Below are 18,520 nucleotides of genomic sequence, written 5' to 3' on the forward strand. Positions count from 1 at the left end.
CAGGACTGGAACAAAGCGCGTGGGGCGCACCCCAAGTGGCGACGCCATCGCCCCGCTTCGCGCCCAGCGTTAGGCCGGAACATCGCATCGCGCAAGTGTGCTTCTTCTCTTTCCAAATACGCAAACACGACGCCCGCCACAGGCGCCTAGAATTCCAGCAGCGTCCGCACCATCACACTTTCGGGGTCCAGCAGGCTGTCGATCACATCGAAATGGTGCTGCCCCGGTTCGACCACATGACCACAGTCCCAGACCTCGGCCAGCCATTGCGCCTGATCAAGGAAAGCAGGGCGTTCCTCGGACCCCACCCAGACGGTCACGGGCATCTCGGGCACGGGCTGATAGATCGGGCTTTCGGCCTTCGCCTCGGCCTTATCCAGCTGAAAATCCACGTTCATCCGCGTCTCGACCAGCGGGCGCAGGTCGGACACCGGTGAGATCGGCATGACATGCACCAGCCGCTGGCGCACGTCCCTCTCCAGCATCCCGGGCGCCAGCATCCGCGCCACCAGATGCCCGCCCGCAGAATGCCCGACCAGCCGCAGCGGCCCGGGGATTTCATGTGCGGCCACGGTGATCGCCTGTGCCACTTGACGCGCAATGTCGGAAATGCGCACACGGGGCACCAGATCATAGGACGGCATCATCACCGCCTGCCCATGCGCCAGAACGCCCGACGCGAAATGCGAAAACAGCGCCCGATCGAACCGCCGCCAGTAGCCGCCGTGCACGAACACCGTCAGACCGGCAGGGGGCGCATCCGGCAGGAACAGATCCATAGCCTGGCGCGTTCCATGCCCATACATCACTCCCAGCCGCGCCCGCCCCGGCACCGCCATCCGCTTGCGAAAGGCGTCTGCGGCGGCACTCCAGCGCGGCTCGTAACCCGCCGCGTCAGGAATATAGCTGACATTGTCATACGCGTCGTCCAGGTCCATAACTTCCCCCATCGTGGCTTCTGGACCATAGCCATAACAGACGATGCCCACGACGCCGCATCAAAACCGGAGACAGACATGCTCGACCAGACAACAAATCTCGCCTCGCTTCTCAACGATCCCAGCCTGCTGGAAACCCGCGCTTATATCGGCGGAAAATGGGTGGATGGCGACAAAGGCACCTTTGATGTGACCAACCCCGCGCGCGGCGATGTGGTCGCTCAGGTGGCTGATCTGTCGCGCGCGCAGGTGGCAGGCGCCATTGCGCAGGCCGAGGCCGCGCAAAAGGATTGGGCCAAATGGACCGGCAAGGAACGCGCCGCCGTGCTGCGCAAATGGTTCGATCTGATCATGGAAAACCAGCACGATCTGGGTGTGATCCTGACCGCAGAGCAGGGCAAGCCGCTGGCCGAGGCCAAGGGCGAAATCGCCTATGGCGCGTCCTTCATTGAATTTTTCGGTGAAGAGGCCAAGCGTATCTATGGCGAGATGATCCCCGGCCACCAGCGCGACAAGCGCATCATGGTGCTGAAGCAGCCCATTGGCGTCGCCGCCTCGATCACGCCGTGGAACTTTCCCAATGCCATGATCACCCGCAAATGTGGCCCGGCGCTGGCTGCTGGCTGTGCCTTTGTCGCGCGTCCGGCCAAGGAAACACCGCTGTCCGCCATCGTGCTGGGTGTGCTGGCCGACCGTGCTGGCATTCCGGCGGGCGTGTTCAACGTGGTCCCGTCGTCGTCCTCCTCCGAGATCGGCAAGGAATTCTGCGAAAATCCCGCCGTGCGCAAGCTGACCTTCACCGGCTCGACCGAGGTGGGCCGCATCCTGTTGAAACAGGCCGCTGATCAGGTGATGAAATGCTCGATGGAACTCGGTGGTAACGCTCCGTTCATCGTTTTTGACGATGCTGACCTCGATGCCGCAGTCGAAGGCGCGATCATGTGCAAGTTCCGCAACAATGGTCAAACCTGCGTCTGTGCCAATCGTTTGTACGTTCAGGCTGGCGTGTATGACGAATTCGCCGCAAAGCTGAAGACGCGCGTCGCAGCGATGAAAGTGGGCGACGGTCTTGAAGACGGCACAGAGCTTGGCCCGCTGATCAACCACGATGCGCTGGGCAAGGTGCAGGAACATATTGCCGATGCCAAGGCAAAAGGCGGCAAGGTCATCCTTGGCGGGGAAGAGCACGAGATGTCGGGCAACTTCTTTGGGCCGACCATCGTGACCGGCGCCACCAAGGACATGCTGTTCGCAACCGAAGAAACCTTTGGTCCGCTCGCGCCGCTGTTCAAGTTCGAGGATGAGGATGAGGTGATCGCTCTGGCCAATGACACGATCTTTGGTCTCGCGTCGTACTTCTATGCCAAGGATCTGGCCCGCGTCTACAAGGTGGCCGAGGCGCTGGAATACGGCATCGTCGGCGTGAACACCGGCATCATCTCGACCGAGCTGGCACCCTTCGGCGGCGTCAAGCAATCCGGTCTGGGCCGCGAAGGCAGCCACCACGGGATTGAGGATTACCTTGAGATGAAATACGTCTGCCTGTCGGTCTGATCCCTCAGGTTAACTGATCCAGCGGAGCGCGCCCACAGGGCGCGCTCTTTGCGTCTCGTCCCCCGCGCTTTGCGCGGAGGCCTCGGGTGGGCGCCCGTGGCTGACGTCGCGTGTCACATGGATGTTACACGCCTGTCACACGAATGTTGCCCGCATGCCTCAAACCGCCCCCTGAACAATCAGGGGACCTTCATGCCAATCCGTACGCTCTGCCTAACCTCGACTCTCGCGCTCTGCGCGGGTACGGCCACCCTCGCGCTGACCGCAGGCTCGGCGATGGCCGACATGAATTTCAACCGCATCGCCAGCTTTGCCGTGCCGCGCAACATGGCCGATGGCGAAGACCTGTCGCGCCCGTCCTCGGCCGAAATCATCTCGGTCAGCGCGGATGGCATGACGCTGGCCTATACCGACAGCCCGCTGGGCGTTCTGGGCCGCATCGACATCACCGACCCAGCCAACCCCAAGCCGCTCGGCAATATCGAGCTGGGGGGAGAGCCGACAGCCGTCAGCATCGTCGGGCAGACCGCCTATGTCGCTGTAAACAAATCAGAAAGCTACGCCAAGCCGTCGGGCCATCTGTCGGCCTTTGATCTGGCAAGCGGCGAAGAGTTGGCGCAGTGCGATCTGGGTGGTCAGCCCGACAGCACCGCCTTTGCCAAAGACAGCTCCTTTATCGCCGTCGCGATCGAGAACGAGCGCGACGAAGGTGCCGGTGACGGCCGCGTCGGTCAGATGCCTGCAGGCGATGTGGTGATGATCGACCTTGGTGACGGCACGATGGATTGCGCCACGCTGCGCCATGCCGATGTGACCGGTCTTGCAGAAATCTCGCCCGAAGACCCCGAACCCGAGTTCAGCGATATTAACTCGCTCGGTGAGGTCGCCGTGACCCTGCAAGAGAACAACCACATCGTCATCCTGTCCCGCGACGGCGAGGTTCTGAATCATTTCAGCGCCGGTTCCGTGGATCTGGAAGGCATCGACGCCACGGACGAGCGCGCTGCGCTGATTTTTGACGAATCCCAGCCCGGTCGCCTGCGCGAACCCGATGCGGTTCAGTGGGTCGACGACAACCATATAGCCATCGCCAACGAAGGCGATATGGATGGCGGCTCGCGCGGTTTCACCGTGTTCAACAAGGACGGCACCGAGGTTTACGAGTCGGGGACCAGCTTTGAACAGGCGGTGATCCAGCTGGGCCACTACCCGGACAAACGCTCGGACGCCAAGGGGATCGAGCCTGAGGGCATGGAAATCGCCACATTCGACGGCGTGCCTTACATGTTCCTGCTGGCCGAGCGCGCCTCGGTTATCGGGGTCTATGACATGAGCGATCCGGCGAGCCCTGTGCTCAAGCAGATCCTGCCGTCTGGCATCGCCCCAGAAGGTGTCGTCGCGATCCCGCAGCGCAACCTGCTGGTCAGCGCAAACGAATCCGACCTGATCGAGGATGGCGGCGTGCGCTCGCATGTCATGATCTATGAATACGCCGAAGGCGAAGCCGCCTATCCGACGCTAACCTCCGAAGGCATGGACGAGCTGACCGGCTGGGGCGCGATTTCTGGCATGGTCGCCGGTGAGGGATCGACCCTTTATGCGGTGAACGACAGCTTCTATGGCTATCAGCCGACGATCTTTACCATCGACACCTCGACCAAGCCCGCACATATCACCAACGCCCTGCGTGTGACCCGCGCCGGAATGCCTGCGCAAAAGCTGGATATGGAAGGCATCACATTGGATGGCGAGGGTGGTTTCTGGGTCGCATCCGAAGGCCGCACGGACCGTCTGATCCCCCATGCGCTCTACCACGTAAATTCCAAGGGCGAGATCAAGGACGAGATCGGCCTGCCTGCAGAACTTCTGGCGCATGAGACACGCTTTGGCTTTGAGGGCATCACCAAGGTCGGCGACTGGCTCTGGATGGCCGTGCAGCGTGAATGGGGCGACGACCCTAAGGACCACGTGAAACTGCTGGCCTATAACGTCGAGTCCGAGGAATGGGGCGCTGTCCTCTACCCCAAGGCCACTCCCGACGCCGGCTGGACCGGCCTGTCCGAGATCGTGGCCCACGGCGACTGGGTTTATGTGATCGAGCGTGACAACCAGATCGGCGACGCGGCCATTACGAAAAAGATCTACCGCATCCCCGCCTCTGACATGGTGCCGGGCGCGCTTGGGTCTGACCTCAAGGTCGTGACCAAGGAAGAGGTGCGTGACCTGATCCCCGACCTCAAGTCCTGGGGCGGTTATGTGGTCGACAAGGTCGAAGGTCTGGCCGTGACAGAGGATGGCACCGTCTGGGTGTCCACCGACAATGACGGCGTCGACGACAGTTCGGGCGAAACCTTCCTCTGGTCGTTCAAGTAAGCTGACTTTCCCGGGGGCCGCTCTGCAGGGCGGGGCGGCCCCCGGCGCTTTTGTGATCTCGGGCGATTGAAGCGACTTGCTCTCACGCGTTCAATCCTGATACGCCGCTGCGCTTTGGGGCGGCGTTTACATATCCGGCGACAGCTCAATCCGGTAGACATCCTTGCCCCAGCCATCGACCGAACAATGTGCCCTGACGAACAGCTCTCTCACGCCATCCGGCACGACCACAGAGGACACGGACCGGGTAAAGGGCTGCTCTTGCAGGTGGGGGTGCAGGAGTTCGCGACTGGTAATGACATGGCCTGCCGAATCCTCGATCTGCCAGCCATCAGCATAGTGGTCCCAGCCGGTGTCGGCATGGCGCAACGTGACAGAAATCCGCCAGCCCATACCGACCTTGTCCGCCATCGCAGAGACGATTTCCGGCTCATCAGCCATCGCCGGGGCAACAAGCAGGGCATAAACCGCAAAAATTGACGAAAGCGTTTTCATTCAGTCATCCTAGCAGCTTGCCAGGGCCTGCGGCGTCAACTCCACGTGTGTCTTTCGTGTATTCCTCGCGATCACTGCCATCCAGCAACACGGCGCGCGAGGCGGACCAGAACTCGCGCCGCAGGATCACAAGGATGGTGAAAACCGCAGCCACAGCCAGCGCCGAGCTGCCCAGTACCCAGGCCGCCGACGCAATGCCGAAATAGACGGACCGCAGCCCACTGTTGAAGCTGCGCGCGGCGGTGATGTTGATCTCGCCCGATTTTGCGGCGCGAATATAGGCGACGGGCTTGTCTACATCGTTCGGCACAGCGGCCATCAAGACAGCACAATAGCCAAACAACCTGTGCGACCAGACGAATTTCAGAAAGCCGTTGGTTGCAAAGAACAGCATCAACAGCAGCTTGATCTCCCAGACGATGGCGGGGGCGGTTTCACTGCCCAGCGTCAGATCCTTGGCCACGCCGCTCAGCATGTCAGCCTTGCCGATCATGGCAAGACCGCCGCCGATCGCAATCATGCTGGCCGACGCGAAAAAAGCCGTGCCCTGCCGCATGTTGTCGATGATCGCGGAATCAAAGATGCGTGGTTGCCGGGTCACGAAGTGCCGCATCCACTCGCGCCGGTAGTCAGCCATGAGCATGGAGACGGACGGCCGCCATTTTGGCGGATGGTCGATGATCCAGTTGCACCCCATCCAGCCCAGCAGCAAAAGCGCCAGCGCAGCGTAATCCAGCCGGGTGAAAAGGCCGATCTGTTCAGTCCAGATCATGTGCCCCCCTCAGAACGGTTTGACGACCACGACCCAAAGGATCGCGATCACCGCCAGAACGCTGATTTCGTTGAAGATGCGCAGGAAGCGGTCGGATTCGGTAAAGATGCCCCGGCGCCCGCGCAGCACCATCCGTCCGGTCCAGCCATAATGCGCCGCCAGCGCCAGAACGAGGCATAGCTTGACCCAGACCCAGACAGGGAACCCCCAGCTGGACGCAAGCCAAAGACCGGTGAACAGCGCGATCACACCCAGCCCGGCGGAAAAGCGGTAGAGTCGGATCGTCAGATCCCCCAGTGGCCCGAATTCACCCAGCCGGGCATATTCGCGTTTCCAGAAGATAAGGGCGCGGGGGACGGCAAAGATGCTCGTCATCCAACCCATCACGCAGAGGATATGTATGATTTTTACCCAGTTCATGTCACGATCCCTGCGACAGACCCGGCATTTTCGCAAGGCTTCCGTGTCTTCCGGCAAGAATTCATTTGTTGCCTGCGCGATTTTGGTTATATTAAATTACCAATTCAGGAGGAAGCGCCATGGAAATGCCCGTTCCGAATCCAGGCATCATCGCGCGCAAGGCGCAGATTGTGTCTGCCCTTGCCAGGGTCCTGCCCGCAGGCGGGGTGATTTCCGAGGTCTCAGAAACACGCGCCTATGAATGCGACGCGCTGACAGCCTATCGCTGCGCCCCTCTGGCCGTCGTCCTGCCCCGCTCGACAGAAGAAGTCTCAGCCGTGCTGAATATCTGCCATGACATGGGCGTGCCGGTGGTACCGCGCGGATCGGGGACCTCCCTCGCTGGCGGCGCGTTGCCCACGGCAGATTGTGTTCTTCTGGGCGTGGCGCGGATGAACGAGGTGCTGGAAACGGATTACGACAACCGCTTCATCCGGGTGCAGACCGGGCGCACCAACCTCTCTGTCACCGGCGCGGTCGAACAGGAAGATTTCTTTTACGCCCCTGACCCATCTTCGCAGCTGGCCTGCGCCATCGCCGGTAATATCGCGATGAATTCGGGCGGTGCGCATTGCCTGAAATACGGCGTGACCACCAACAACCTGCTGGGCGTCACAATTGTGATGATGGATGGCACCGTGATTGAGGTCGGCGGGGCGTATCTGGACAGTGGCGGGCTCGACCTGCTCGGCATCATCTGTGGATCCGAAGGCCAGCTTGGCGTCGTGACCGAAGCCACCTTGCGGATTCTGCGCAAACCGGAAGGGGCGCGGCCCGTGCTCATGGGGTTCGACACCAACGAAGTCGCCGGCGAATGTGTGTCCGACATCATCAAGGCCGGTGTCCTGCCCGTCGCCATCGAATTCATGGACCGCCCCTGCATCGAGGCCTGCGAGGCCTTTGCCCATGCCGGATACCCTATGTGCGAGGCGCTGCTGATCGTCGAGGTTGAAGGCTCGCCTGCCGAAATCGACGAACAGCTTGCCGTAATTCTGGCCATCGCCCGCCGCCACAACCCGGTTGAGCTGCGCGAGGCCAAGGATGCTGACGAGGCCGGCCGCATCTGGCTGGGCCGCAAATCCGCCTTCGGGGCCATGGGGCAGATCAACGACTATATGTGCCTTGATGGCACGATCCCCGTGACCTCTTTGCCCTTTGTGCTGAAGCGCATCGGGGAGCTGTCCAAACAATACGGTCTGGGCGTGGCAAACGTCTTTCACGCGGGTGACGGCAACATGCATCCGCTGATCCTGTTCGATGCCAACAAAGAGGGCGATCTTGAGCTGTGCGAACAGATGGGCGCCGACATCCTGCGGCTCTGTGTCGAGGTGGGGGGATGCCTGACCGGTGAACATGGCGTGGGTATCGAAAAACGCGATCTGATGGTGGATCAGTTCGCGCCGGACGATCTTGAGGCGCAGATGGCGGTCAAGGATGTGTTCGACCCCAAGTGGCTGCTGAACCCGGCCAAGGTGTTTCCGCTCGCTGCCTCGGAAAGCCGCCGCACCGTCGCGCTGGCCGCAGAATAACTGGCTGTTAGCCTCCAGCCCCTCAGAGCATTCGGGACCTGTAAAAGACATGAGACCAGAGACAGAGGCCGAACTGGCCGAGACGATTGCTGCCGCCCGTGGCCCCCTGCATGTGCAGGGCGGCGGCACCCGGTCTGTGGGCCGCCCGGTGACAGGTGATGTGCTGCAAACCGGCGGGCTGTCGGGAATTTCGCTCTATGAACCGGGCGCGCTGACTCTCGTCGTAAAGTCAGGTACCCCGCTGGCCGAGGTCGAGGCCGCGCTGAATGCCGAAGGCCAGAGGCTTCCGTTTGAGCCGATGGATCATCGCGGCTTGCTGGGCACCACCGGTACACCCACTATGGGCGGTGTGGTCGCCTCGAACGCTTCGGGGCCGCGACGGGTTCAGGTCGGGGCCTGCCGCGACTTCATGCTGGGTGTGCGGTTTGTGGACGGGCAGGGCACGGTGATCAAGAACGGTGGCCGGGTGATGAAAAACGTCACCGGTTATGATCTGGTCAAGCTGCTGTCGGGCAGCTGGGGTACTCTTGGCGTTTTGAGCGAGGTGTCATTGAAGGTGCTGCCAAAACCGGACAGCGCGGCAACGCTGGTGTTTCAGAGGCTGGATGCGGCGCTGGCGGTTACGGTGATGAGCCGCGCACTGGGATCGCCGTTCGAAATCACTGGCGCCGCACATGATCCGCAGGCCGGGCAGACCCTGCTGCGGATCGAGGGCTTCGAAAAATCCGTAACCTACCGCGCCGATCAGCTCAAAACGCTGTTCAAGGGGCATGACATCGCGGTGGAAACCGATCCGGCGCGGGTCGCGCAGATCTGGGCAGGCATACGCGATGTTGCCCCGTTGCATGACGGCGCGGGCGATGTCTGGCGCGTGTCGGTCAAACCCTCCGATGCGCCCGAGGTTGCGGCGCGGCTCGACGCCGGGGCGCTGCTGTTCGACTGGGGGGGCGGGCTGATCTGGGCGCGTGTGGCAGAAGGCACCGACCTGCGCGCACGCATTGGCGCGGTCAAAGGTCATGCAACGCTGGTGCGCGGGTCTGCCGCCAGCCGCGCGGCGCTGCCCGTCTTTCAACCCGAACCGGCGCCTTTGGCACGGCTCACCGACGGATTGCGCAAGCGGTTCGATCCGCGCGGGATCCTCAACCCCGGGCTGATGGCCGGATGAGCCTTTTGGTTCTTATCTTCGGCCTGCCGGTTGTAGCATTCCTGATCCTGCTGCTGAGCAAGCCGGGCGCGACCTATCTTGCCACAGCCTTCACCATTCTGCTGCTCTGCGTTCTGGCGGCCTTTTACATTCTGCCGCTTGGCCCGTCGTCTGGCCCAGATGACTGGTTTCACGGGGTCGAATTGCTCCCGCTCTACGGCACGCTGGCCGCCGTGGCGTTCAGCGCGCCGATCCAGGCGTGGCGCTGGTGGCGGTTGCGGCGGCAGAAACCGACCTATCCCGTTATTCTGTCCATAGCCGTGCTCCTGACAATGCACGTCGGGCTTTTATTGATCCTCAGGTGAACCATGCAAACAACCTTTACCCCAAAGCAGTTGGAAAAACCGGACTTCGAGCGATCGAACGAGATCCTGCGCGCCTGCGTGCACTGCGGCTTCTGCACCGCCACCTGCCCGACCTATCAGGTGCTGGGGGATGAGCTCGACAGCCCCCGGGGTCGCATCTACCTGATCAAGGACATGCTCGAAAACGAGCGCAAGCCTGATGAAAAGACCGTCAAGCATATAGACCGCTGCCTGAGTTGCCTCGCCTGCATGACGACCTGCCCGTCGGGGGTGCATTACATGCATCTGGTCGACCACGCCCGCGCCTATATCGAGGAAAACTATGACCGCCCCTGGTCCGACCGCGCCCTGCGCTGGGTGCTGGCGCGGATCCTGCCGCATCCGACGCGGTTCCGGATTGCCCTGCTTGGCGCCAAGATCGGGCGGCCCTTTGCCTTTCTGATGCCGGATGCGCGGTTGAAGGCAATGCTTGAGATGGCGCCAAAGACGATTCCGCCGGTCAGCCGCAATGACGATCCGCAGACCTTTGCCCCCGAAGTCCCGCGAAAGAAACGCGTGGCGCTGATGACGGGCTGCGCGCAAAAGGCGCTGAACACCGATATCAACGATGCCACCATCCGCCTGCTGCGCCGTCTGGGCTGCGAGGTCGTTGTGGCCAAGGGCGCCGGATGCTGTGGCGCGCTGACGCATCACATGGGCAAGGTCGGGGAAAGCCATGCCTCGGCCGCCGCCAATATCCGCGCCTGGGTGGCCGAGATGGATGGCGACGGGCTGGATGCCATCGTGATCAACACCTCGGGCTGCGGCACGACCGTCAAGGATTACGGCCATATGTTCCGCAATGACCCGCTGGCGGCAGACGCGGCCCGCGTGTCGCAAAAGGCCAAGGATATCAGCGAGGTCCTCATGGATCTCGATCTACCCGAAGGGATGGATCAGGGGCTGACCGTCGCCTATCACGCGGCCTGTTCGCTGCAGCACGGACAAAAGATCAAGACCTTTCCCAAGGATCTGCTCAAGCGGGCGGGTTTCAAAATTGTCGAACCCTCCGATCCGCATCTCTGTTGCGGATCGGCCGGCACCTACAACCTGATGCAGCCCGAGATTTCGGGTCAGCTCAAGGCGCGCAAGGTCCGCACGCTTGAGGCAAAAAAGCCCGATGTGATCGCGGCTGGCAACATCGGCTGCATGATGCAGATCGGTTCGGGCACGGGCATTCCGGTGGTGCATACCGTCGAACTGCTCGACTGGGCCACCGGCGGGCCAAAGCCGCCGAAGCTGCTCGTAAAAGGCTGAGCACTGCCGCGCGTCTGGCGCGGTGTTTTCCTGCTTGGTCAGGTCTTGAAAGCGGCCCTCCGCCTGCCAATATTTAAGCCATCGGGATGCCACAAACCGGGTCCCGACACACCCGCGCCTGTCCCATGGTGGGAAGGCGCGACATCAAAATGGTATCGCTCACTGGAGGATGACCCATGAGAAACTTTGATTTTGCACCCCTTTACCGTGCCACTGTCGGCTTCGATCAGATCGCAGACATGATGGACCGGGTTCTGGCCAATGACGGCGCACAGCCGACTTATCCGCCCTACAATATCGAAAAGACCGCTGACGACACTTACCGCATCTCGATCGCTGTGGCCGGTTTTTCCGATGCCGATCTGTCGGTTGAGGTAAAGGACCACGCGCTGGTTGTCTCGGCCCGCAAGGCGGATGAGGACGGCCCCCGTGCCTACCTGCACCGTGGCATCGCAACACGCGCCTTTGAACGCCGCTTCCAGCTGGCCGATCATGTGCGTGTGATGGGCGCGAGCCATGCTGATGGCATGCTGCACATCGACCTGTCCCGCGAGATCCCCGAGGCGCTGAAACCTCGCCGGATCGAGATCGCCACTGCAGGTGCGATCAGCAAGGACGTGGTTGACGCGCAGTCTGTGAACTGAGGGCGTCCAACAGTTCATACTGCTTTCTGAGAACCTGCCCCCGGAGGAGTGATCCACCGGGGGCTTTTGTCAGGCTCGGACCCGGCGAAGAATTGGGAGCCAGGCCAGCCCGTCGCCATCGTCTCTCGGACCAATGGTGCTACACTGACGACCCCCCGGGATATTTGTGGGCAGATGAAACAGGTTACAGTGAAAATCTGTTTGTCTTTGTGCAAGCAGGCTCAGTTTCTGCCTTCCCGCAGCCAGGCGCCGATGATCATGGCCGAGGCCAGCAACAGCACCAGCCAGGCGGGCAACATCGGGGTCTGCGTCACATCCAGCGTTTCGTAGGCATTGCGCGGGGTCAGGCCGATCCAGCCGCGACCCGCAGCAGGGCGGCCCGCGCTGACCTCGCGGATCGTGGGAATGCCGTCCTCAAGCCGCTGCACACCGCCGCGCATCGTATCGATGACCGGCTCAAGGATCTCTCCCGTCGCGATGGTCTGTTCGAACTCGCGCGGTGCGGCGGGGCCAAGGCCGATGACCGAGGTCTGGTCACCCTCGCTCAGACGGTAAAGGCCGATGTCGGGACCTTCGTACAGCGCTTCGAACCGGCCGGGGCTGACTTCGGTCAGCTCGACTTCTTCCGTGGTGCCGTCAGGGCGGGTTACCGTCACAGTGCCGGCTTCTTCTGACAGGGTGCGGCGGATGATGCGCATTGTCTGGCCCGTCGCCTCGGCGAACAGCGCCTCTTCTTCTAGCTCGGGTTCCTTCATCATCCAGTGGGCGAGGCGGCGCAACAGGTCAAGCTGCGGCCCGCCGCCCTCGAACCCGCGCGACCAGAGCCAGGCCTGATCCGAGGCCATGAGCGCCACGCGCCCCTCGCCCACGCGGTCGAGGATCAGCAGCGGGCGGTCATCCACGCCGGACATCACCACTTCGCTCTCGGGTGTCGGGGTCACTTCGATCTGGCGCATCCAGCGGCCCCAGGTTTCCGCCCCCTGCAGACCTGCCGTGACTGGGTGGCGCTGTCCCAGATCGGTGACTGCGGGCCTGTAGCCTTCGTCGAGGACGCGCGCCGTGGGCTCGCCCGGCAGGATTGAGGACAGGGGCGAGCGGTAGAGGCTGTCGGCGCTGGCAAAATCCGGCCCGGCGGCGATCAGCAGTGCACCGCCCTGTTCGACATAGTTGCGCACATTGTCCAGGTAGATGGCGGGCAGGATCCCGCGCCGCTTGTAGCGGTCAAAGATGATCAGATCGAAATCTTCGATTTTTTCCAGGAACAGCTCGCGGGTCGGAAAGGCGATCAGCGACAGTTCGGTGACCGGTACGCCGTCCTGCTTTTCCGGGGGACGCAGAATGGTAAAGTGGACCAGATCGACGGAAGAGTCGGATTTCAGCAGGTTGCGCCAGGTGCGCCCACCGGCATGGGGTTCGCCCGACACCAGCAGCACGCGCAGGCGGTCACGCACGCCGTTGATCTGCACAAGCGCGGTGTTGTTGCGGTCGGTCAGTTCGCCCTCGGCTTCAGGCACGGTGAACTGGATCACGTTGCGCCCGCCATGGGGCAGGGTGACGGGCAGCTCGAACGACTCGCCAATCGGCATGTCAAAGATCTGTGGCTCGCCGCCATCGACCGAGATTTCGAGCGGCGTTGTGGCATCACCGGGGGCGGCGCCATCATCCTCGACCATCAGGGTCAGGGTCACCGGTTCGCCCAGGATCGCAAAGGCCGGGGCGTTGCGCACGATCAACCGGCGGTCCCAGTCGGTCTCCTTGCCCGTCATCAGCAGGTGCATCGGTGCGGGCAGATTGGGCGCACGTTCCAGATCGTGCAGGCGTCCGTCTGACAGCAAGAGGATACCGGCGATTCGTGCGCGCGGTTCTTCGGCAAGTGCCGCGTTCAGCGCGGACATCAGCAGCGTGCCGGCATCGTCTTCGCCATCGCCCACGTTGATGCGGCGCACCTCGGTATTGGGGCGACCGGCAAGGCGGTCTTGCAGCGTGGTGGCGGCGTCTTCGGTCACACCCGCGCGTTCGGCAAGGGTCTGGCTCGCGCTTTGGTCGACCAGCATCAGGACAATGTCGGATAGGGGCGCGCGGTCTTCGACCTGATAGGACGGCTGGGTCAAGGCACCGACAAGGATGACAGCCGCCAGCGCGCGCAGGGCCCAGCCCGACAGGCCGCGCCAGAGCGCCAGCACCACGCCGATCAGCGCAAGCGCGCCAAGAACACCGATGGCACCCCAGGGCAGAAGCGGGTCAAAAAGGATTGTTCCGGTCATTGGCCCAGCCTGTCGAGAAGTGCAGGCACGTGGACCTGATCGGATTTATAGTTCCCGGTCAGCACGTACATGACCAGATTGACGCCGAAGCGATAGGCGATCTCGCGCTGGCGCTCGCCGGTAAAGCCGCGCCCGACAGGGACCAGCGGATTGCCCCGGTCATCCATCGCCCAGGCGGCGGCCCAGTCGTTGCCACCGATCACCACCGGGGTCACATTGTCGTTTAGGTTGCGAAACGGCATGCCCTCGATCAGCTCGGCATCTGGCGGTGCTGCTTCGACCCAGACGTCTCGGGCTGCGTAGCGGCCAGGGAAATCCTGCAGCAAGTAGAAGGTTCTGGTCAGCACATGATCCTGAGGGACCCGTTCCAGCGGTGGAATATCGAGCGGGGCGGCGAGCTCCTGCAGCTTGCGGCCATTGGGGCTTGCGGCACCAAAGCTTGCCACATCTCCGTCGCGGGTGTCGAACAGGATCATCCCGCCCGAGCGCAGATAGGTGTTGAGCTTGGCATAAGCTTCGTCCGACGGCGTGGGCTGGCTGGGAGTGATCGGCCAGTAGAGTAGGGGGAAAAACGCCAGCTCGTCGGTTTCAAGGTTCACGCCCATCGGCTCGGACGGTTCAACCGAGGTGCGGAAAAACAGGGTTTCGGACAGGCCCGAAAGGCCGGCCTGCGCCATGTCGTCAAGCTGACTGTCGCCGGTCAGCACATGGGCCAGCGTCACCTCGGATGTCGCGGCTAGGGCAAAGGCATCGTCGCCCGCGCTTTGCGCCTGGCCCTGTTGCGGCAGGGGCAACAGGAAAAACGCAATCAGTGCCGTCGTCGCGCGCGCCCCGCGCAGGCGACCCGAAAGAGCAAGCGAGGCGACAACATCCGCGAGCAGGGCAGCTATCGCCAGCGCCAGAAGCCAGCCGGCCAGCGGCGTTTCCTGCGGGCGGCTTAGCCCCCTGACCTCGATCCGGGCGGGCCATGTGGTGGCGGTGAGATCTGCATCGGGCGCGATTACATTGCGGGCAAGGCTGCGGTCCGTGCCTTGGTAGAGACCGGGCCGCAGATCAGGGCCCAGTGGATCACCCGCGAGCGCGCTGCCGTCCACGCCGGGAAGATTGTCCGCATCGCGCGGGGTGCCAAAGGCGTCCAGCACGACCTCTGGTTGCCAGACCGTGCCCTCAAGATCGGCGGCTTCTGGCTGTGCGGGGGTGGATGAGACGGCCAACCGTTCCAGCATCTGCACGAAGAGGCCAGACAGCGGCAGGCCGGACCATTCCGCATTGGCGGTGACGTGGAACAGAACCACCTGACCTTGGCCGATCCGCTTGCGGGTAACCAGAGGCGTGCCGTCATCCAGCTGTGCGATCACGCGACCGGCAAGGTTCGGGTCGGGCTGGGCCATGACCTGTGCGGTCACGGTGACATCAGCGGGGATGTTCAGGCCGAAGAACGGGCTTTCGGCAGCAAAGGGCGCGAGCGATTTCGGCTCGCCCCAGCTCATCGCGCCGCCGACGGTGCGGCCCCCGGCGCGCAGGCGCACGGGCATCAGCGGGTCCTCGGCATCGCGGCTGATGTCACTGGCGGCAAGGCGCGGCCCGGCAAAACGCAGCAGCATCCCGCCTTTGTCGACCCAGTCCAGCGTCGCCTGTTCCTCGGCTGTGCTGAGGGTCGCGACATCGGCAAGGATGATCACATCGGGATTGGCCGGCAGGATGTCCAGCAGGGCACCATCCAGCAGATCGGCGTTCGGCTCCAGCGCGCGGGTCAGGTAGTGCAGCGGTGAGAGCAACTCCAGCCCCTCGCGGTTCTCGTTCCCGGCGATCAGAGCGACCTCGCGGCGGCGCAGGGAATCGTCGGGCAGGGTCACCGCCCCGGCGCTGCGCTGGCCTTCGACCTCGAACCGGTCAACACGGGCGCGCAACTCGGCAGGCAGGGAAAGCTCGGCCTCAGCGGTCACGGCGTCGGCGTCAAAGGTTACTGGCACGCGGGCCAGCGTGGCGGGATTGCCTGCGGGATCAAGCCCCTGCGCAACCACGGAAATCTCGGTTTCGGGACCGGGGCGCAAACGGTGCAGGGTCAGCGCGACATTGCCGTCGGTGAACTGCGCGGGTTCAATGGCATAAAGGCTGCGGGGGCTTTCGAACACCGTCACGCGGCCGCGCTGTTCCAGCGTCTCCAGCAGGCCGTCGCGTGTGTTGCGCACCAAACCGTCGGACAGCCAATAGGTGTCGAATGCACTGTCGGGCAGCACAGACAGCAGGCGCGTGATCTGTTCGGCCTGCGGCTCCCACGGCTCTGGCAGGACGCCGGGCAGACGGCTGCGAAGGACATCGGCTGCCTGAAACTGCGGCGGTTCGGGGTCGCTCAGGCGCACCAGCGCGACGGGGCGGTCGTCGCGGCCCGCACGGATCAGCAGCGCCTCGACCGCCTCTTGCCGCGCGCGCCAGTCGGCGGCACTGGCCCAGCTCGCATCCATCAGCACGAGCAACGGCGCGCTGCCCGCGGCCTGCTCTTCGTTCTGCGGGTTCAGCACGGGGCCGGCAAGGCCAAGGATCACCGCAGCAACCGCCAGCATCCGCAACAGCAGCAGCCACCAAGGCGTGCGGTCGCTGACCTGTTCCTCGTCCTTCAGGCCCAGCAGCAGGACAACCCCCGGAAACAACCGCCGGATCGGCGCCGGGGGCACGGCGCGCAGGATCAGCCACAGAATGGGCAGGCCCAGCAGCCCCAGCAACAGCCAGGGCGCCGAAAAGCCGAGCGCGCCGAAAAGGGTCATCCATGGCCTCCGTCCATCGCGCGGTAAACCCAGAGCAGGGCCGATTGCGCCGATGTGTTGGTGTGATGGCATTGATACTGCCAGCCGGTGACCCGGCAAAGGTGGTCGAGTCTGGCTTTGCGTTCCGCCAGCCGGTCGAGGTAGCGCGCGCGCAGATCCCCGGCCTTGAGCGTTTCATGCGCCATCGATTTGCCCATACTTTCGAAAATCGTGCGGCCCTGAAAGGGAAACGCTTCTTCGGACGGGTCAAGCACCTGAAGCAGCACGCCCCGCACGCCACGGTCGGCGGCTTTGGTTAACGCGGCCTCAACAGGGCCAAGATCTGCCAGGAAATCCGACACGAACATCGCCCGGGCATGGGGCAGCATGCCGCGCGCCTCGGGTGCGGCGTAATCCTCTGGAGAATCGGTGGTAAAGGCCTCGGCCAGCCGCAGGATCTGTTCGGTGCCGCGCCGGGGTGGCAGGGTCCAGCCGGTCAGGCCCACCCGTTCGCCGCCCCGCACGAGCAGGATCGAGGCGGCCAGTGTCAGCAGACGCGCGCGGTCCGCCTTGGTCTGCAAATCCTTTTCGCTGCTGAAGCGCATCGACGCCCCCTGATCAAGCCAGAGGATCACGCTCTGCGCGATCTGCCATTCGTGTTCGCGCACGAACTGCCCATCGCTGCGGGCAGACCGACGCCAGTCGATGCTGCGCAGGGAATCACCCTGCTGCAGTGGGCGGTATTGCCAGAAATCATCGCCCAGACCCGCACGCCGCCGTCCGTGTTCGCCCAAAAGGACGGTGCCGGCCAGTTTTTCTGCCCGCGCCAGCAGGGCGGGCAGGCGGGCGGCTTCTTCCTCGGATTTCTGGCGCAGGGCGAGGGCTGGAATCACGCCGCCGCCTCGGACCGCATCATGCCTGCGGCCACGTCGTCGATCAGCGCGCCAAGGTCTTCACCCCGGGCACGGGCGGAAAAGGTCAGAGCCATCCGGTGCGTCAGCACCGGCCGCGCCATGTTCAGCACATCCTCGGGCGACGGGGCCAGCCGACCCTGCAACAGCGCGCGGGCGCGCACAGTCATCATCAGCGCCTGTGCGGCGCGCGGCCCCGGACCCCAGGCAACGGTTTCGCGCACACGCTCACCTGCCGAAGGATCGGCGGGGCGGAAGGCGCGTACCAGATCCAGGATCATCTCGACCACCGACTCCCCCACCGGCATCCGGCGCAGCAGACGCTGAGCGGCAACCAGCGTTTCGGAATCGAACACCTGATGCGCCTCTTCCTCGACGATGCCGGTTGTCGCGAGCAGAATATCCCGCTCGGTCTTGCGGTCCGGATAGGCGACGTCGATCTGCACAAGAAAACGGTCAAGCTGCGCTTCGGGCAGGGGGTAGGTGCCTTCCTGTTCAATCGGGTTTTGCGTCGCCAGCACATGGAACGGCGCGCCAAGCGAGCGGTTTTCACCCGCCACGGTCACGACCTTTTCCTGCATCGCCTGCAACAGTGCAGACTGGGTGCGGGGGCTGGCGCGGTTGATTTCATCCGCCATCAGCAGCTGACAGAAGATCGGGCCGGGAATAAACTTAAAGGCGCGCGAGCCGTCCATGCCGGTTTCCAGCACTTCGGAGCCCAGAATATCGGCCGGCATGAGGTCGGGCGTGAACTGCACCCGGTTGCCGTTAAGGCCCATCACCGTGCTCAAAGTCTCGACCAGTCGGGTCTTGCCCAGACCGGGCAGACCGATCAGAATAGCGTGACCACCGCATAGCATGGCCGACAGGGTCAGTTCGACAACCCGCTCCTGCCCGATGAAACGCTTGGTGATCGCGCTCTTGGCCTCGGCCAGTTTCGCTTCCAGCGCCTCGATTTCGGCGACCAGATCTTCGGCCTTGGTCATGACAATGCTCCCTGACATGCTACGTGTTGGTATGAGTGTATCGCGC

General features: G+C 63.3%; 15 protein-coding genes. 7 read left to right on the forward strand and 8 right to left on the reverse strand.

Annotated features, from left to right (window positions below; genetic code table 11):
* Positions 1–146 precede the first annotated feature (146 nt).
* Positions 147–938: an alpha/beta hydrolase gene (locus P775_RS01625; protein WP_099909359.1), complete on the reverse strand. Its 792-nt coding sequence runs from the start codon at positions 936–938 to the stop codon at positions 147–149.
* 78 nt (positions 939–1,016) lie between these two features.
* Here P775_RS01625 and P775_RS01630 point away from each other — a divergent pair, with 78 nt between their 5' ends.
* Together P775_RS01630 and P775_RS01635 are read left to right on the forward strand one after the other, a co-directional pair.
* The gene (locus tag P775_RS01630; protein ID WP_099909323.1) at positions 1,017–2,492 is read left to right on the forward strand and encodes an NAD-dependent succinate-semialdehyde dehydrogenase; all 1,476 of its coding nucleotides are present in this window, start codon (positions 1,017–1,019) and stop codon (positions 2,490–2,492) included.
* Positions 2,493–2,684: 192 nt separating this feature from the next.
* Positions 2,685–4,865 carry an esterase-like activity of phytase family protein gene (locus P775_RS01635; protein ID WP_099909324.1) on the forward strand — a complete coding sequence of 727 codons (2,181 nt, stop codon included), beginning with the start codon at positions 2,685–2,687 and terminating at the stop codon, positions 4,863–4,865.
* 126 nt (positions 4,866–4,991) lie between these two features.
* On the opposite strand, the gene P775_RS01640 is transcribed toward P775_RS01635, so the two are convergent.
* Genes P775_RS01640 through P775_RS01650 form a run of 3 tightly spaced genes read right to left on the reverse strand, consistent with a single transcriptional unit; the run spans position 4,992 to position 6,552 of the window.
* Entirely contained in the window at positions 4,992–5,360 is a 369-nt protein-coding gene (locus P775_RS01640) for a hypothetical protein (RefSeq protein WP_099909325.1), read from the reverse strand.
* Between the two features lie 4 nt (positions 5,361–5,364).
* Entirely contained in the window at positions 5,365–6,132 is a 768-nt protein-coding gene (locus P775_RS01645; protein WP_099909326.1) for a DUF599 domain-containing protein, read from the reverse strand.
* A gap of 9 nt (positions 6,133–6,141) precedes the next feature.
* On the reverse strand, positions 6,142–6,552 hold the full coding sequence (locus P775_RS01650; protein WP_099909327.1) for a CopD family protein: 411 nt from the start codon (positions 6,550–6,552) through the stop codon (positions 6,142–6,144).
* Positions 6,553–6,671: 119 nt separating this feature from the next.
* Between P775_RS01650 and P775_RS01655 the strand changes: the two genes are divergently transcribed.
* The 5 genes from P775_RS01655 to P775_RS01675 all read left to right on the forward strand — a co-directional run bounded on the left by P775_RS01655 (position 6,672) and on the right by P775_RS01675 (position 11,569).
* On the forward strand, positions 6,672–8,120 hold the full coding sequence (locus P775_RS01655) for an FAD-linked oxidase C-terminal domain-containing protein (protein ID WP_099909328.1): 1,449 nt from the start codon (positions 6,672–6,674) through the stop codon (positions 8,118–8,120).
* A 49-nt stretch (positions 8,121–8,169) separates the two neighbouring features.
* Complete coding sequence (gene glcE / locus P775_RS01660) at positions 8,170–9,285, forward strand: glycolate oxidase subunit GlcE (protein WP_099909329.1); 1,116 nt, start codon at positions 8,170–8,172, stop codon at positions 9,283–9,285.
* Positions 9,282–9,629 carry a hypothetical protein gene (locus tag P775_RS01665; protein ID WP_099909330.1) on the forward strand — a complete coding sequence of 116 codons (348 nt, stop codon included), beginning with the start codon at positions 9,282–9,284 and terminating at the stop codon, positions 9,627–9,629. Before glcE ends, P775_RS01665 begins: the two co-directional genes overlap by 4 nt.
* Before the next feature lie 3 nt (positions 9,630–9,632).
* On the forward strand, positions 9,633–10,925 hold the full coding sequence (glcF, locus tag P775_RS01670; RefSeq protein WP_099909331.1) for a glycolate oxidase subunit GlcF: 1,293 nt from the start codon (positions 9,633–9,635) through the stop codon (positions 10,923–10,925).
* Between the two features lie 176 nt (positions 10,926–11,101).
* On the forward strand, positions 11,102–11,569 hold the full coding sequence (locus P775_RS01675) for an Hsp20 family protein (RefSeq protein WP_099909332.1): 468 nt from the start codon (positions 11,102–11,104) through the stop codon (positions 11,567–11,569).
* A 221-nt stretch (positions 11,570–11,790) separates the two neighbouring features.
* Here P775_RS01675 and P775_RS01680 read toward each other — a convergent pair whose 3' ends face one another.
* The 4 genes from P775_RS01680 to P775_RS01695 are packed head-to-tail and all read right to left on the reverse strand — an operon-like array spanning position 11,791 to position 18,474.
* Positions 11,791–13,833 carry a glutamine amidotransferase gene (locus P775_RS01680; protein WP_099909333.1) on the reverse strand — a complete coding sequence of 681 codons (2,043 nt, stop codon included), beginning with the start codon at positions 13,831–13,833 and terminating at the stop codon, positions 11,791–11,793.
* Positions 13,830–16,598 (reverse strand): DUF4159 domain-containing protein, encoded by a 2,769-nt coding sequence (locus P775_RS01685; RefSeq protein WP_099909334.1) that lies wholly within the window; start codon positions 16,596–16,598, stop codon positions 13,830–13,832. Before P775_RS01685 ends, P775_RS01680 begins: the two co-directional genes overlap by 4 nt.
* A complete protein-coding gene (locus tag P775_RS01690; protein ID WP_099909335.1) occupies positions 16,595–17,470 on the reverse strand; it encodes a DUF58 domain-containing protein in 876 nt (291 codons plus the stop codon). Before P775_RS01690 ends, P775_RS01685 begins: the two co-directional genes overlap by 4 nt.
* Positions 17,467–18,474 (reverse strand): AAA family ATPase, encoded by a 1,008-nt coding sequence (locus tag P775_RS01695; RefSeq protein ID WP_099909336.1) that lies wholly within the window; start codon positions 18,472–18,474, stop codon positions 17,467–17,469. Before P775_RS01695 ends, P775_RS01690 begins: the two co-directional genes overlap by 4 nt.
* Positions 18,475–18,520 lie beyond the last annotated feature (46 nt).

It is taken from the genome of Puniceibacterium antarcticum (genome assembly GCF_002760615.1).
GTDB lineage: Bacteria > Pseudomonadota > Alphaproteobacteria > Rhodobacterales > Rhodobacteraceae > Puniceibacterium > Puniceibacterium antarcticum.

Bases quoted from the DNA above. Each gene is read 5' to 3' on its own strand.
- P775_RS01625 (WP_099909359.1), bottom strand. From the start codon at position 938: ATGGACCTGGACGACGCGTATGACAATGTCAGCTATATTCCTGACGCG.
- P775_RS01630 (WP_099909323.1), top strand. From the start codon at position 1,017: ATGCTCGACCAGACAACAAATCTCGCCTCGCTTCTCAACGATCCCAGC.
- P775_RS01635 (WP_099909324.1), top strand. From the start codon at position 2,685: ATGCCAATCCGTACGCTCTGCCTAACCTCGACTCTCGCGCTCTGCGCG.
- P775_RS01640 (WP_099909325.1), bottom strand. From the start codon at position 5,360: ATGAAAACGCTTTCGTCAATTTTTGCGGTTTATGCCCTGCTTGTTGCC.
- P775_RS01645 (WP_099909326.1), bottom strand. From the start codon at position 6,132: ATGATCTGGACTGAACAGATCGGCCTTTTCACCCGGCTGGATTACGCT.
- P775_RS01650 (WP_099909327.1), bottom strand. From the start codon at position 6,552: ATGAACTGGGTAAAAATCATACATATCCTCTGCGTGATGGGTTGGATG.
- P775_RS01655 (WP_099909328.1), top strand. From the start codon at position 6,672: ATGGAAATGCCCGTTCCGAATCCAGGCATCATCGCGCGCAAGGCGCAG.
- glcE (WP_099909329.1), top strand. From the start codon at position 8,170: ATGAGACCAGAGACAGAGGCCGAACTGGCCGAGACGATTGCTGCCGCC.
- P775_RS01665 (WP_099909330.1), top strand. From the start codon at position 9,282: ATGAGCCTTTTGGTTCTTATCTTCGGCCTGCCGGTTGTAGCATTCCTG.
- glcF (WP_099909331.1), top strand. From the start codon at position 9,633: ATGCAAACAACCTTTACCCCAAAGCAGTTGGAAAAACCGGACTTCGAG.
- P775_RS01675 (WP_099909332.1), top strand. From the start codon at position 11,102: ATGAGAAACTTTGATTTTGCACCCCTTTACCGTGCCACTGTCGGCTTC.
- P775_RS01680 (WP_099909333.1), bottom strand. From the start codon at position 13,833: ATGACCGGAACAATCCTTTTTGACCCGCTTCTGCCCTGGGGTGCCATC.
- P775_RS01685 (WP_099909334.1), bottom strand. From the start codon at position 16,598: ATGACCCTTTTCGGCGCGCTCGGCTTTTCGGCGCCCTGGCTGTTGCTG.
- P775_RS01695 (WP_099909336.1), bottom strand. From the start codon at position 18,474: ATGACCAAGGCCGAAGATCTGGTCGCCGAAATCGAGGCGCTGGAAGCG.